The sequence below is a fragment of the Burkholderia sp. BDU5 genome (assembly GCF_001522845.1).
In the GTDB taxonomy this organism is placed as follows: domain Bacteria; phylum Pseudomonadota; class Gammaproteobacteria; order Burkholderiales; family Burkholderiaceae; genus Burkholderia; species Burkholderia mayonis.
On sequence record NZ_LOWC01000046.1, the window covers coordinates 1 to 13,145 of the forward strand.

12 protein-coding genes are annotated in these 13,145 nt (G+C 67.9%); 7 read left to right on the forward strand and 5 right to left on the reverse strand.

The window, feature by feature from the left end:
* The coding region (locus WS69_RS09095) for a transposase (RefSeq protein WP_147299358.1) at positions 1 to 123 on the forward strand (123 nt) is incomplete at its 5' end.
* Between the two features lie 195 nt (positions 124 to 318).
* On the opposite strand, the gene aceA is transcribed toward WS69_RS09095, so the two are convergent.
* The 3 genes from aceA to WS69_RS09110 all read right to left on the reverse strand — a co-directional run bounded on the left by aceA (position 319) and on the right by WS69_RS09110 (position 4,259).
* Positions 319 to 1,626 carry an isocitrate lyase gene (gene aceA / locus WS69_RS09100; RefSeq protein WP_059470460.1) on the reverse strand — a complete coding sequence of 436 codons (1,308 nt, stop codon included), beginning with the start codon at positions 1,624 to 1,626 and terminating at the stop codon, positions 319 to 321.
* Positions 1,627 to 2,020: 394 nt separating this feature from the next.
* The gene (locus WS69_RS09105; protein WP_059470461.1) at positions 2,021 to 3,556 is read right to left on the reverse strand and encodes a DEAD/DEAH box helicase; all 1,536 of its coding nucleotides are present in this window, start codon (positions 3,554 to 3,556) and stop codon (positions 2,021 to 2,023) included.
* Positions 3,557 to 3,989: 433 nt separating this feature from the next.
* The gene (locus tag WS69_RS09110; RefSeq protein ID WP_010104699.1) at positions 3,990 to 4,259 is read right to left on the reverse strand and encodes an acyl-CoA-binding protein; all 270 of its coding nucleotides are present in this window, start codon (positions 4,257 to 4,259) and stop codon (positions 3,990 to 3,992) included.
* 158 nt (positions 4,260 to 4,417) lie between these two features.
* Here WS69_RS09110 and tsaB point away from each other — a divergent pair, with 158 nt between their 5' ends.
* Genes tsaB through WS69_RS09130 form a run of 4 tightly spaced genes read left to right on the forward strand, consistent with a single transcriptional unit; the run spans position 4,418 to position 7,926 of the window.
* Positions 4,418 to 5,188, forward strand: coding sequence for a tRNA (adenosine(37)-N6)-threonylcarbamoyltransferase complex dimerization subunit type 1 TsaB (gene tsaB / locus WS69_RS09115; RefSeq protein ID WP_059470462.1), 771 nt, complete (start codon positions 4,418 to 4,420; stop codon positions 5,186 to 5,188).
* On the forward strand, positions 5,185 to 5,682 hold the full coding sequence (gene rimI, locus WS69_RS09120; RefSeq protein WP_059470463.1) for a ribosomal protein S18-alanine N-acetyltransferase: 498 nt from the start codon (positions 5,185 to 5,187) through the stop codon (positions 5,680 to 5,682). The genes tsaB and rimI overlap by 4 nt, the downstream gene beginning before the upstream one ends.
* Positions 5,669 to 6,952, forward strand: a complete 1,284-nt coding sequence (locus WS69_RS33140) for a uracil-DNA glycosylase (protein ID WP_059470464.1) — start codon at positions 5,669 to 5,671, stop codon at positions 6,950 to 6,952. The genes rimI and WS69_RS33140 overlap by 14 nt, the downstream gene beginning before the upstream one ends.
* Positions 6,949 to 7,926 (forward strand): DUF1853 family protein, encoded by a 978-nt coding sequence (locus WS69_RS09130; RefSeq protein WP_059470465.1) that lies wholly within the window; start codon positions 6,949 to 6,951, stop codon positions 7,924 to 7,926. Before WS69_RS33140 ends, WS69_RS09130 begins: the two co-directional genes overlap by 4 nt.
* Positions 7,927 to 8,272: 346 nt before the next feature.
* On the opposite strand, the gene thiD is transcribed toward WS69_RS09130, so the two are convergent.
* Both thiD and lplT read right to left on the reverse strand, forming a co-directional pair.
* Complete coding sequence (gene thiD / locus WS69_RS09135; RefSeq protein ID WP_059470466.1) at positions 8,273 to 9,082, reverse strand: bifunctional hydroxymethylpyrimidine kinase/phosphomethylpyrimidine kinase; 810 nt, start codon at positions 9,080 to 9,082, stop codon at positions 8,273 to 8,275.
* A gap of 76 nt (positions 9,083 to 9,158) precedes the next feature.
* On the reverse strand, positions 9,159 to 10,466 hold the full coding sequence (lplT, locus tag WS69_RS09140) for a lysophospholipid transporter LplT (protein WP_059470467.1): 1,308 nt from the start codon (positions 10,464 to 10,466) through the stop codon (positions 9,159 to 9,161).
* A 211-nt stretch (positions 10,467 to 10,677) separates the two neighbouring features.
* Here lplT and alr point away from each other — a divergent pair, with 211 nt between their 5' ends.
* Together alr and radA are read left to right on the forward strand one after the other, a co-directional pair.
* Positions 10,678 to 11,748, forward strand: a complete 1,071-nt coding sequence (gene alr / locus WS69_RS09145; RefSeq protein WP_059470468.1) for an alanine racemase — start codon at positions 10,678 to 10,680, stop codon at positions 11,746 to 11,748.
* A gap of 10 nt (positions 11,749 to 11,758) precedes the next feature.
* Positions 11,759 to 13,138, forward strand: coding sequence for a DNA repair protein RadA (radA, locus tag WS69_RS09150; protein ID WP_059470469.1), 1,380 nt, complete (start codon positions 11,759 to 11,761; stop codon positions 13,136 to 13,138).
* Positions 13,139 to 13,145: the final 7 nt, after the last annotated feature.

The window sequence follows — 13,145 nt, forward strand, 5'->3', positions numbered from 1 at the left end:
ACCAGCGTCGTCGAAGGCATCAACAACACCATCAAGGTCATCAAGCGTCGCGCTTACGGGTACCGCGACGAGGAATATTTCTTCCTCAAAATCCGCGCCGCGTTCCCCGGAATTCCTCGATGAGCCAAAAAATAGGCGCGCCGGGCAGGGACCGGCGCGCTTCAATGTCAGCGACGTCGCGAGACGCCGCGCACCCTGGGCAGGCATGGCGCAACCATGCGCGCGACGGGTGAATTCTCCCTGATATGGTCTTGGTCTTGCTGGATACGCGCCGCGGCGGCTCGTGGCCGCGCGCGGCGCGCCTGCGCCCGCCGGAGGTCAGGCGACTTTCTGGCCGTCGAAGAACTGTTCGTCTTCGGTCGAACCATGCAGCGCGGTCGTCGACGCTTCGCGTTCGACCGTCTGCGTCACTGCGTCGAAGTAGCCCGTACCGACTTCGCGCTGATGCTTGACCGCTGTGAAGCCCTTGTCGGCCGCCGCGAATTCCGCTTGCTGCAACTCGACGAACGCGCTCATCTGCGTGCGGGCATAGCCGTGCGCGAGGTTGAACATCGAGTAGTTGAGCGCGTGGAAGCCGGCCAGCGTGATGAACTGGAACTTGTAGCCCATCGCGCCGAGTTCCTTCTGGAACTTCGCGATCGTCGCGTCGTCGAGGTTCTTCTTCCAATTGAACGACGGCGAGCAGTTGTACGACAGCAGCTTGCCCGGGAACTGCTTGTGGATCGCTTCCGCGAACTTCTTCGCGTACTCGAGGTCCGGCTTGCCTGTTTCGCACCAGATCAGGTCGGCGTACGGCGCATACGCGAGGCCGCGCGAGATCGCCTGCTCGAGGCCCGGCTTCGTGCGGAAGAAGCCTTCCACCGTGCGCTCGCCCGTCAGGAACGGTTTGTCGTTGTCATCGACGTCGGACGTGATCAGGTCGGCTGCTTCCGCGTCGGTGCGGGCGACCAGCACGGTCGGCGTGCCCATCACGTCCGCCGCGAGACGCGCGGCCGAGAGCTTCGCGACCGCTTCGCGCGTCGGCACGAGCACCTTGCCGCCCATGTGGCCGCACTTCTTCACCGACGCGAGCTGATCTTCGAAGTGAACGCCCGACGCGCCCGCTTCGATCATCGCCTTCATCAGCTCGAACGCGTTCAGCACGCCGCCGAAGCCGGCTTCCGCATCAGCGACGATCGGCGCGAAGAAGTCGACGTAGCCTTCGTCGCCTTCGTTCTTGCCTTCAGACCACTGGATCTGGTCGGCGCGCGTCAGCGTGTTGTTGATGCGCTTGACGACGAGCGGCACCGAGTTCGCCGGGTACAGCGACTGGTCCGGGTACATTTCGCCCGCGACGTTCGCGTCGCCCGCGACTTGCCAGCCCGACAGATAGATCGCCTTGAGGCCGGCCTTCACCTGCTGCATCGCCTGGTTGCCCGTCAGCGCGCCGAGTGCGTTGACGAACGGCTCGTTGTTCACGAGGTTCCACAGCTTTTCCGCGCCGCGCTTCGCGAGCGTGTGCTCGATCTGGATCGAGCCGCGCAGGCGCACGACGTCTTCAGCCGCGTACGCGCGCTTGATGCCGTTCCAGCGCGGATCGGTTTCCCATTGCTTTTGCAGTTCCTGAGCCTGTTGTTGACGCGACATGATGCGTACTCCTTGAGTGGTCGTTGCCTGAAGAGATGAAATCTTTGACTTCACGAAACGCACGGCACGGTTCGGATTCGGCGATTCGGTTCGTGAAGTCTTGTATAAGAGTCTAGGCAAATCGACTGCATCAAAACAGGGGCTTTTTCACGAAACTGTAAAAAATATATCCTATAAAAATCAAATGCTTGTACTTTTAATTTCTCATTATGGAATGCGGTTTTCTATGCTGCAACGGCCTCGGTTGTGCCACGCAACATGTTTTTTTACGACGCAAAAGATTTTTTCACATCGTGAAATCTCGGGCGCAAACAAAAACCGGCGCAGATGCGCCGGTTCTCGATGAGGGGAAGGGGGCGATGCCCGCGTCGCGGGCATGCCTCCGGGCAGCCGCTTACGCTGCCGAATTGCCGCGTCGCGGGCCGCCGCGCTGGCCGTCACTGCGGCGCGCGCCGTAGCCTTCGCGGCTGCCGCCGCTCGGCTTGCCGCTCCAGCCGCCCGAGCGACCGCCGCCGTTGCCGCTGCCCGGCTTGCCGCCGAACCGGCGGCCGCCGTTACCGTTACCGCCCGGACGGCCGCGGCCGTTTCCATTGCCGCGATCGTTGCGCGGCGGCGCCTTGCGCGGCTCGAAGCCTTCGACGACGTTCACCGGCAGCGGTGCGCGCACGAAGCGCTCGATCCGCTTGAGCGCGCCTTGCTCGGCGTGATGGACGAGGCTCACTGCGGTGCCCGAGCGGCCCGCGCGGCCCGTGCGGCCGATCCGGTGCACGTAATCCTCGGCGAACTTCGGCAGGTCGTAATTGAACACGTGCGTGATGCCGGGGATGTCGATGCCGCGCGCGGCGACGTCGGTCGCGACGAGCACGCGCACGCGGCGCTCGCGCAGCGCACGGATCGTGCGGTTGCGCGCGCCTTGCGGCAGGTCGCCGTGCAGCGCGGCCGATTCGAAGCCCGCGTCCGCGAGGCGGCCGGCGAGCTGGTCGGCGTCGATCTTGGTTGCCGTGAAGATGATCGCCTGGTCGAGCGCGGTGTCGCGCAGCAGGTGATCGAGCAGACGATCCTTGTGATCGCGGTCGTCGACGTAGTGCACGGTTTGCGCGATGTTCGCGCGCGACTCGAGGCGCTGGGTGATTTCAATGCGCTCCGGGTCCTTCAGCAGACGGCTCGTCAGCGAGCCGATCTTGCCGTCGAGCGTCGCCGAGAACAGCATCGTCTGGCGCGTCGCGGGCGTCGCGGCGACGATCGTTTCGATGTCGTCGATGAAGCCCATGTCGAGCATGCGGTCGGCTTCGTCGAGGACGAGCATCTTCAGTTCGGACAAATCGATGCGGCCGCGCTCGAGGTGGTCGAGCAGGCGCCCCGGCGTCGCGACGAGGATCTCGGGGTTCTTCGCGAGCAGCATCAATTGCTGGCCGTACGCGACGCCGCCGAGGATGCTGACGGTGCGCAGGCGGCGCAGGTGCTTGCCGTACGTCGAGGCGGCCGTCGTCACCTGCATCGCGAGTTCGCGCGTCGGCGTGAGGACGAGGAGGCCGGGGCGCGCGACGGGCTGCGGACGGCGGCCGCGGCGCTCGCCTTCCTGCGGTTCGCGCGGCGGCCGCGCCTGCGTCTTTTGAAGCTGCGCGAAACGCTCGATCGCGGGCAGCATGAACGCGGCCGTCTTGCCCGAGCCCGTCGGGCTCGACACGAGAAGGTCGCGGCCCGCGATGCCGGCCGGAATCGCGCGTTGCTGGACGGGCGTCGGCTTCGCGTAGCCGGCCGCCTGCAGCGCCGAGACGATCTCGGGCGACAGGCCGAGCGATGCGAAGGTCGGCTCGTCCGAGGCGGGTTCGCGGCGGTCGTCGCCGGCAGGCTGCGGTGCGGCGTCGTCGAGGCCGAGCGCCTGGTCGGCGATCGCGGTGAGCGGGCTGAGGGAATTGCTCGAAGTCATGTCAATCCTTGAAACACAGTGGGTTGAACGCCGCGCCAATCGCGCATACCCAAGTCGACGGATTCATCGAGCAATTCGGGAAACGTGGCGATTGTCCGCATGTCGTGGACGTGCGGACAACAATTTCGTTAGAAGCTGTTTTGGGTGCGGCGTGCAATCGATGCACATGCCGCCAGCCTGAGACTTGACAGCCCGCAAGGGGCTACGCAGGAAGGGACAGGTTCTAAACTGGATTGGAGCGAAACGCTATGGAACGCTGGCGAAGAGGACTGCCGGCATGGACCGGAAAGACCGCCCGTCGCGACGCGCAGCGCGCATTGTACATTTTTTTGCTGCGCTGCGCCAGCATCGATTTCGCCCGTTGCGGACGATGCGCATCGCGTCCGCCGGCCGGGCGCGACCGGCGCGAACCGGCCCCGCCGCGTGCGCCGCGTCAGGACGCGGTGCCGTTTTTCAGCGATTCGACGAGCTCGACGTATTGCTTCTTCGCATCGTCCTTCGCCGTGCCCTTCAGCGCGTCCCATGCGTCGTACTTGTACTTGCCGACGATGTCGGTGAAGCCCGGCTTGTCGCCGTGCACGTCGCCGTCGGTCGCCTGCTTGAAGAGCGCGTAGAGGCGCAGCAGCGTCAGGTTGCCGGGGCGCTCGGTCAGCTGCTTCACGTCGATCTGCGCTTGCTCGAATTGGGCGGTGATGTCGCTCATGGGTGTCTCCGTAAGGTTTCCAGGCTGGCTTTTCCAGGCCGACGATCTTAGCAAGCGCGGGCGGGCGGCGGGTCGAGCGTTCCTTCCAAACTGATCCGCGCACGAAAGCGCGCGCGAATCGGACCGGATCGCCCGTGCGGGCTGGGCGTCGCATTACAATGTCGGCCATGACGCAAACAGTGCTCCTCGCCATCGACACGTCGACCGAGTTCTGCTCGGTCGCGCTGCTCGTCGCGGCCGCCGCGGCCGACGACGCTCCTTCCATCCGAACCTGGGTCCGCCACGAGCGGACGGGCGCCGTGTCGAGCACGCGCGTGCTGCCTGCCGTGCGCGAGGTGCTCGACGAAGCGGGACTCGCGTTCGTCGACTGCGACGCGATCGCGTTCGGCGCGGGACCGGGCTCGTTTACCGGGCTGCGCACCGCGACGGGCGTCGTGCAAGGGCTCGCGTTCGGGCGCGCGCTGCCCGTCGTGCCGGTCGGCACGCTCGTCGCGTGCGCGGAGGCGGCACGGCTCAACGCGGGCGGCGCGGCGGGCCGCGTGACGCGCGTGCTCGCCGCGCTCGATGCGCGGATGGACGAGGTCTATTGGGCCGACTATGCGTGGGACGAGGCGGCGGGCGAATGGCGCGAGATCGCGCCGGCGTCGCTCGCCGCGCCCGCCGACGTGCGGGTGCCTGACGCGCCGTTCGTGCTTGCCGGCAATGCGGCGCACGCGTTCGGCGATCGCCTGCCCGCCTGCGCGCGCGCGCAGGCGATCGATCCGGACGCGCTCCCGCATGCGCTGCCGATCGCGCACGTCGCGCTGCGCGCCTACCGCGCGGGCCGCGTCGTGCCGGCCGATCGCGCGGCGCCCGAATACGTGCGCGACAAGGTTGCGCAGACCACCGCCGAGCGGCTCGCCGCGCGCGCGGACGGAGGCAGCCGATGAGCGGCGTGCTGATGACCGATCGTTGTCTGACGCCGATGACGGACGCCGATCTCGACGAAGTCGTCGAGATCGAGCGCGCCGCGTACGAATTCCCGTGGTCGCGCGGCAACTTCGAGGACTCGCTGCGCAACGGCTACTTCGGCGTCTGCATGCGTCACGTGACGGGCGTGCTCGTCGGCTATTGCGTGCTGATGCCCGTCGTCGACGAGATGCATCTGCTGAATCTGTGCGTCGCGCCCGCCGCGCAGTGCTCGGGCGTCGGCCTCGCGCTGCTGCGCGAGGCGGTGCGGATCGCGCGCGCCGAGCGTCTCGACGGCGTGCTGCTCGAAGTGCGGCCGTCGAATCCGCGTGCGATTCATCTGTACGAGCGCTTCGGCTTCATGTCGATCGGGCGGCGCAGGAATTACTATCCGGCCAAGCATCGGAGCCGGGAGGACGCAATCGTGATGCGTCTCGCATTGACGAAGGAAGGAGGCGTGCATGGCGTTGGTTGAAGCGGCGCTCGAAGAGCTGGGGCTTGCGCCCGCATGGGTGCGGCGCGGGTTCGCGCGTGTCGAGGGCGTGCAGCAGGACGCGGCGACGGCGGAACACGGCGCGGCAGCGGCTACGCAAGCGGTGTCCGACGCCGCGCATGGCGCGGCCCGCGAAAGCGCGCCGCGTGAGAAGGCGCGCGACGTCGCGCGCGCCGCAGGTGCCGCGACGGTGCCTGCCGCCGAGCCGACGCGTGCCGCGGCGCACACATCGGATGCGGCCGAGCCGGCGTCGGCGGTCGGCGGTCGCTCGGTACGCGCGCCGCTGGCGGCCGATGCGCACGTGCAAGAGGTCGCGACCGATGCTGACGCGCGGGCGATGGCCGCGTCATCCGGGCAGAGTGCGCAGGGCGCACAAAATTCGATGGCCGAGCATGCAGCGCCGGTCGAGCAGCCGGCCGCGCGCGCCGCGCGTCGCGAGCCGACGCGCGGCGGCTCGCCCGATTCCGCCGGCTTCCCGCAAGACGCCGGCGCGCCGAGCGCAGCGGCGAACGCGAGCGCCGCATCGGCACACGCGCCGTCCGCGCGAGCCGATGGTCCGGGCGCGGCGGAACCCGACGACGACACGTCGTGGTTCGATCTCGAGCCGGTGTTCGAGCCCGCGCTGCCGGACGTGGCCGCGAAGCGCGCGGCTGCGCCTGCGCCGTCCGTCGCCGCCGAGCTCGGCTGGGACGAACTGCGCGCGCGCGTCGCCGACTGCCAGCGCTGCCGCCTCTGCGAGAAGCGCACGAACACGGTGTTCGGCGTCGGCGACGAAAACGCCGACTGGATGCTGGTCGGCGAGGCGCCGGGCGAGAACGAGGACAAGCAGGGCGAGCCGTTCGTCGGCCAGGCGGGCAAGCTGCTCGACAACATGCTGCGCGCGCTCGCGCTCAAACGCGGCGAGGATGTCTACATCGCGAACGTGATCAAGTGCCGCCCGCCTGGCAACCGTAATCCGGAGCCGGATGAAGTCGCGCGCTGCGAGCCGTATCTGCAGCGGCAGGTCGCGCTCGTGAAACCGAAGCTGATCGTCGCGCTCGGCCGCTTCGCCGCGCAGACGCTCCTCAAGACCGACGCGAGCATCGCGTCGATGCGCGGGCGCGTGCATCAGTACGAAGGCGTGCCCGTGATCGTCACGTACCATCCGGCGTATCTGCTGCGCAGCCTGCAGGACAAGGCGAAGGCCTGGTCCGATCTGTGCCTCGCGAACGATACCTACCGGAACGCCGCGCCCGCCGCCGACCCGCAATGAATGCCGCGGCGTCGCCCGTGCCGCTGAGCGCATTGCGCGATGCGGCCGTGCGCGATCTCGCATGGCTGCTGTCGAGCGCGAGCCTGCTCGCGCCGTCGGCGGGCGCGCCGCTTGCGCAGCCTTGGGCGAGCGTCGCCGATGCGGCGCAGACGGCGGCGTGGCTCGTCGCGCTCGACGCGCAGCCCGCGCCGCTGCACGACGCGCTTGCACAGATGCGGCCGGTGCGACTCGGCCGCTACGCCGAATGCCTGCTCGGCTATTTCGTCGGGCATGCGCCGTCGCTGCGCCTCGTCGCCGCGAATCTGCCGCTGCGCCTCAACGGCCGCACGCTCGGCGAGTGCGATTTCCTGATCGAGACCGCGCGCGGCGAGCGCCTGCATTGGGAGCTCGCGGTCAAGTGCTATCTATGCGTCGCGATGTCGGGTGCTGCGTCGCTTGCCGACTTCGTCGGACCAAATCTTGCCGACCGCTTCGATCTGAAGCGCGCGCGGCTCGTCGATCATCAACTGCTGCTGACGCGGCGCGACGAGTTCGCGTCGCTCGGTCACGCGGGGCCGTGGCGTGCGCAGATGCTCGTGAAAGGGTGGCTGTTCCATCGCGTGGGCGACGCGAAGGCAAACGGCGCGATCGCCGATCCGCCCGAAATCGACGTCGATCATCCGCGCGGCTTCTGGGTCACGCGCGACGCGTGGCCGGCGTTCGCCGACGCGCAGCGGGGGCGCGACGTCGCGTGGGCGGCGCTGCCGCGTCTCGCGTGGCTCGCGCCGCGCGCGATCGACGATGCGACGGCGACGCAGGGCCCTGGCGCGCTGCTCGCGGCGGATGCGGTTCTCGCGCAGGTCGCGGGGCAGCCGGGGCCGTCGCTCGTCGCGGCGCTCGCGCGCGATGACGACGCGGTGTGGCGCGAAACCGTGCGCGGCTTCATCGTGCCTGACGATTGGCCGGAACGTGCGGCGGCGTTTGCTGCGCGTTGATGCACGGTTCGGATGGCGAGGGTTTTGGGCTGCAGGAGCGTTTCATGCGGAATCCGCTTGCGCTTGTTGTCGGGTGCTAGATGCCCGACGCTCGTTCGCTTGTTTGTGCGCGTTGAAGCCGCGCTCGACGAGGCGCTCGTGCGTCGCGACGCACAGCGCACGCAATGCGCTCGCATCGGCGCACGAAGCAATCGATCCGGGCATGATGCCCGAGCGCGACACGCGCGTTATCGCGTCGGCACAGTGCGGCGCGTGAGAAGCGCGGGGTCGGCGAGAACCGGCGACCGGACGATGCGAAAGCCGTGCTTCCTGAGTCTCTCGAACCCCCGCACCGATCTCGGCCCGCTCACCACCATCGATAGAAATGATGGACCGGCCCGACGCCATGCCCGACGTCGAGTTGCCCGCTCGCGCCGATCGCACCCGTCAGATAGGTTTTCGCGTCGGCGATCGCATCCGCGAGTGTCGGCCGCTGCGGCAGCAGCGCGGCGATCGCCGACGACAGCGTGCACCCCGTGCCGTGCGTGTTCGCGACCGGCAGCCGCGTGCCCGGGAAGCGCTGCGCGCCGCCCGTGTGAATCAGCCAGTCCGGGCTCTCATGCTCGGTGCCGAGATGACCGCCCTTCATCAGCACCGCCTTCGCGCCGCGCGCGACGAGCGCTTTGCCCTGATGCACCATCTCGTCCTCGGTCGTCGCGATCGCGACGCCGAGCAGCTCGGCCGCTTCCGGCAGATTCGGCGTGACGAGATCGGCGAGCGGCAGCAACGCGTTGCGCAGCGCGTCGATCGCGTCGGGCGCGAGGAGCGCGTGCGAACTCTTCGAGATCATCACCGTGTCGAGCACGACGTGACGCGGCGCGTAGCGCGCGAGCGCCGCCGCGACCGCGCGCACGATCGACGCGTTCGCGAGCATGCCGATCTTCACCGCGTCGATGCGAATGTCGTCGAACACGGCATCAAGCTGCGCGGCGACGAAGCCAGCGTCGGGCGCGTGCACGTCCGTCACGCCGCGCGTGTTCTGCGCGGTGAGCGCGGTGATCACGCTCGCGCCGTACGCGCCGAGCGCGGAAAAGGTCTTCAGGTCGGCCTGAATGCCTGCGCCGCCGCTGGAGTCGGAGCCGGCGATCGTGAGCGCGTTGGGAATCGGTCGGGTCATGGGCGGGATGCGTCGATGAAAAACGCGGGGAGAAGGCGCGGGCGGCGGCGCGGCGAATGCGCGCCCGCACCGCGCATCAGTGTTTCGATTCGCCGATGAGGGCGACCGAATCGAAGCGGCGCTGATTCGCGACGTGCAGCCGCATCACGAGCCACATCGTCAGGCAGACGAACGTGCCGAACAGCACGATCACGACGCCGACCGGCACGTCGAGCCACACGAGCGCAGCGTACAGGCAGAGCATCACGAGTACGGATAGGTTCTCGTTGAAGTTCTGCACCGCGATCGAATGTCCGGCCGACAGCAGCACGTGGCCGCGATGCTGGAGGAGCGCGTTCATCGGCACGACGAAGAAGCCCGACAGCGCGCCGACGAACATCAGGAACACGTACGCGACGAGCAGGTAGACGGGCGTGTGCATGCGCCCGATGTGCAGCGCCCAGTGCGCGGGGAACAGGTCGCGCGTGTAGAACGCCATCAGCATCACCGCGATGCCCATGATGATGCCCACCGGCAGCACGGTCAGCGACTTGCGCAGCGGAATCCGGCTCGCCGCGATCATCGCGCCCGCCGCGACGCCGAGTGCGACCACCGCCTGCAGGATCGCGCCTTCGGACAGCGACATGCCGAGCGACACTTCCGCCCACTTGAGGACGATGAACTGCAGCGTCGCGCCCGCGCCCCAGAAGAGTGTCGTGACGGCGAGCGAGATCTGGCCGAGCTTGTCGCGCCAGAGCGCCGTGAAACAGTCGGCGAAATCGGTGACGAGCTTGAGCGGACCGTGCTGCTGCCTCGGATAGCGCGCGCCCGTGTCGGGGATGCGCAGATTGAAGAGCGCGGCCGTGACGTAGATCGCCATGATGACGAGCATCGCCGCTTCGGCGGGCGTGTTGATCGAAGGCGGCGTATGCGCGATCACGTGCGATGCGATCTTCGGGCTGATGAGCGCGCCGCCCAGCACCGTGCCGAGGATGATCGAGCCGACCGTCGTGCCTTCGATCCAGCCGTTCGCGGCGACGAGCCGCTCGGGCGGCAGGAGTTCGGTCAGAATGCCGTACTTCGCGGGCGAATAGGCGGCGGCGCCGAAGCCGACGATTCCGTACGCGACGAGCGGGTGCGCGCCGAACAGCATGATGAGGCAGCCGACGACCTTGATCGAATTGGTGATGAACATCACGCGCCCTTTCGGGCGAGAATCGGCGAATGCGCCGACGAAGGCGGCGAGCACCACGTACGACAGGACGAAGAACAGCTTCAGGAGCGGTATCATCCAGTTCGGCGCGTGGAGATCTTTGAGCAGGGCGATTGCGGCGATGAGAAGAGCGCTGTCGGCCAACGACGAGAAAAACTGCGCGGCCATGATGGAGTAAAAACCTTTTTTCATCTGAAGCGATGCTTTCCTCGCGGCGGCTCGGCCGCGCGGGCCGTGCAATCGGACTTATTCCGTTCGAAATGGGTTGTGCGCACGGCTTTATATCATGAAAATACGTCAATTCGGACTAGCAACATTCCCCGAACGTTCCGCGCATGGTTCGCGTCGCGCCCAAAAGGCGCGATAAGCTGATGATTCGCAAGCGTCTTTACTGAAATTTCCTATGCCGCGCCCGATTTCCGCCACGATCCACACCGCAGCCCTCGCGAACAATCTTACCGTCGTGCGCCGCCACGCCGCCCGCTCGAAGGTGTGGGCGATCGTCAAGGCGAACGCTTACGGGCACGGCCTCGCGCGGGTCTTTCCCGGGCTGCGCGGCACCGACGGTTTCGGCCTCCTCGACCTCGACGAGGCCGTGAAGCTGCGCGAGCTCGGCTGGGCGGGTCCGATCCTGCTGCTCGAAGGCTACTTCCGGTCGACCGACATCGACGTGATCGACCGCTACAGCCTGACGACGGCGGTGCACAACGACGAGCAGATGCGGATGCTCGAAACCGCGCGGCTGTCGAAGCCCGTTAACGTCCAGCTCAAGATGAACAGCGGGATGAACCGGCTCGGCTACACGCCGGAGAAGTTCCGCTCGGCGTGGGAGCGGGCGCGCGCATGCCCCGGCATCGGCCAGATCACGTTGATGACCCATTTTTCGGACGCCGACAGCGAACGCGGCGTGGCCGAGCAGATGGCCACGTTCGAGCGCGGCGCGGAAGGGATCGCCGGCGCGCGCAGCCTCGCGAACTCGGCCGCCGTGCTCTGGCACCCGTCGACGCACTTCGACTGGGTGCGGCCCGGCATCATGCTGTACGGCGCGTCGCCGTCCGGGCGCTCGGCGGACATTGCCGACAAGGGCCTGAAGCCGACGATGACGCTCTCGTCCGAGCTGATCGCCGTGCAGACGCTCGCGAAGGGACAGACGGTCGGCTACGGCTCCGTGTTCGCCGCGCAGGACACGATGCGAATCGGCGTCGTCGCGTGCGGCTACGCGGACGGCTATCCGCGAGTCGCGCCCGAGGGCACGCCCGTCGTCGTCGACGGCGTGCGCACTCGGCTCGTCGGCCGCGTGTCGATGGACATGATCACCGTCGATCTCACGCCCGTGCCGCAGGCGGGCGTCGGCTCGCGGGTCGAACTGTGGGGCGAGACGCTCCCCATCGACGACGTCGCCGCGCAATGCGGGACGGTCGGCTACGAGCTGATGTGCGCGGTCGCCCCGCGCGTGCCGGTGCGCGCTGAATAAGGGGGCGCGCGTGGCGAAGCAGAAGACGGTATTCGTCTGCGCCGAGTGCGGCGGGCAGACGCCGAAGTGGCAGGGGCAATGCCCGTCGTGCCAGGCATGGAACACCCTCGTCGAGTCGGTCGAGAGTTCGCCGTCCGCGCACCGCTTCCAGTCGCTCGCGAAGCAGGCGCCGGTGCAGCGGCTCGCGGACATCGAGGCGGCCGACGTGCCGCGCTTTTCGACCGGGATCGGCGAATTCGACCGGGTGCTGGGCGGCGGACTCGTCGCGGGCGGCGTCGTGCTGATCGGCGGCGATCCGGGGATCGGCAAGTCGACGCTGCTGTTGCAGTCGCTCGCGCAGATCGCGAACGAGCGGCCGGCACTTTATATCAGCGGTGAGGAATCGGGCGCGCAGATCGCACTGCGTGCTCAGCGGCTTGCGCTCCTCGACGGCAGCGGCGCGAGCGCGGCCGATCTGAAGCTCCTTGCCGAAATCCAGCTCGAGAAGATCCAGGCGACGATCGACGCCGAGCGGCCCGACGTCGCGGTCATCGACTCGATCCAGACGATCTATTCGGAAGCGCTGACGTCGGCGCCCGGCTCGGTCGCGCAGGTGCGCGAATGCGCGGCGCAATTGACGCGCATCGCGAAACAATCGGGCACCGCGATCATCATGGTCGGGCACGTGACGAAGGAGGGCAACCTCGCGGGCCCGCGCGTGCTCGAGCACATCGTCGACACCGTGCTGTATTTCGAAGGCGATACGCATTCGTCGTTCCGTCTCGTGCGCGCGTTCAAGAACCGCTTCGGCGCGGTCAACGAGCTTGGCGTGTTCGCGATGACGGAGCGCGGCCTGCGCGGCGTCGCGAATCCGTCCGCGCTGTTCCTGTCGCAGCACACGGCGGTCGTGCCGGGTTCGTGCGTGCTCGTCACGCAGGAAGGCACGCGGCCGCTCCTCGTCGAGGTCCAGGCGCTCGTCGACACCGCGAACGTGCCGAATCCGCGCCGGCTCGCGGTCGGCCTCGAGCAGAACCGGCTCGCGATGCTGCTCGCCGTGCTGCACCGGCACGCGGGGATCGCGTGCTTCGATCAGGACGTGTTCCTGAACGCCGTCGGCGGCGTCAAGATTACCGAGCCGGCCGCCGACCTCGCGGTGCTGCTCGCGATTCATTCGTCGATGCGTAACAAACCGTTGCCAAAGGGCCTGATCGTATTCGGCGAAGTCGGGCTCGCGGGCGAGATCCGGCCGTCGCCGCGCGGGCAGGAACGCCTGCGCGAAGCGGCGAAGCTCGGCTTCACGACCGCGCTGATTCCGAAGGCGAACGCGCCGAAACAACCGATTGACGGGCTTCGCGTGCATGCGGTCGAGCGGATCGAGCAGGCGATCGATCAGATTCGCGTGCTCGAATGAGCGCGGA

Coding starts and splice junctions, on each gene's coding strand:
- aceA (WP_059470460.1), bottom strand. CDS start 1,626: ATGTCGCGTCAACAACAGGCTCAGGAACTGCAAAAGCAATGGGAAACC.
- WS69_RS09105 (WP_059470461.1), bottom strand. CDS start 3,556: ATGACTTCGAGCAATTCCCTCAGCCCGCTCACCGCGATCGCCGACCAG.
- WS69_RS09110 (WP_010104699.1), bottom strand. CDS start 4,259: ATGAGCGACATCACCGCCCAATTCGAGCAAGCGCAGATCGACGTGAAG.
- tsaB (WP_059470462.1), top strand. CDS start 4,418: ATGTCGGCCATGACGCAAACAGTGCTCCTCGCCATCGACACGTCGACC.
- rimI (WP_059470463.1), top strand. CDS start 5,185: ATGAGCGGCGTGCTGATGACCGATCGTTGTCTGACGCCGATGACGGAC.
- WS69_RS33140 (WP_059470464.1), top strand. CDS start 5,669: ATGGCGTTGGTTGAAGCGGCGCTCGAAGAGCTGGGGCTTGCGCCCGCA.
- WS69_RS09130 (WP_059470465.1), top strand. CDS start 6,949: ATGAATGCCGCGGCGTCGCCCGTGCCGCTGAGCGCATTGCGCGATGCG.
- thiD (WP_059470466.1), bottom strand. CDS start 9,082: ATGACCCGACCGATTCCCAACGCGCTCACGATCGCCGGCTCCGACTCC.
- lplT (WP_059470467.1), bottom strand. CDS start 10,466: ATGAAAAAAGGTTTTTACTCCATCATGGCCGCGCAGTTTTTCTCGTCG.
- alr (WP_059470468.1), top strand. CDS start 10,678: ATGCCGCGCCCGATTTCCGCCACGATCCACACCGCAGCCCTCGCGAAC.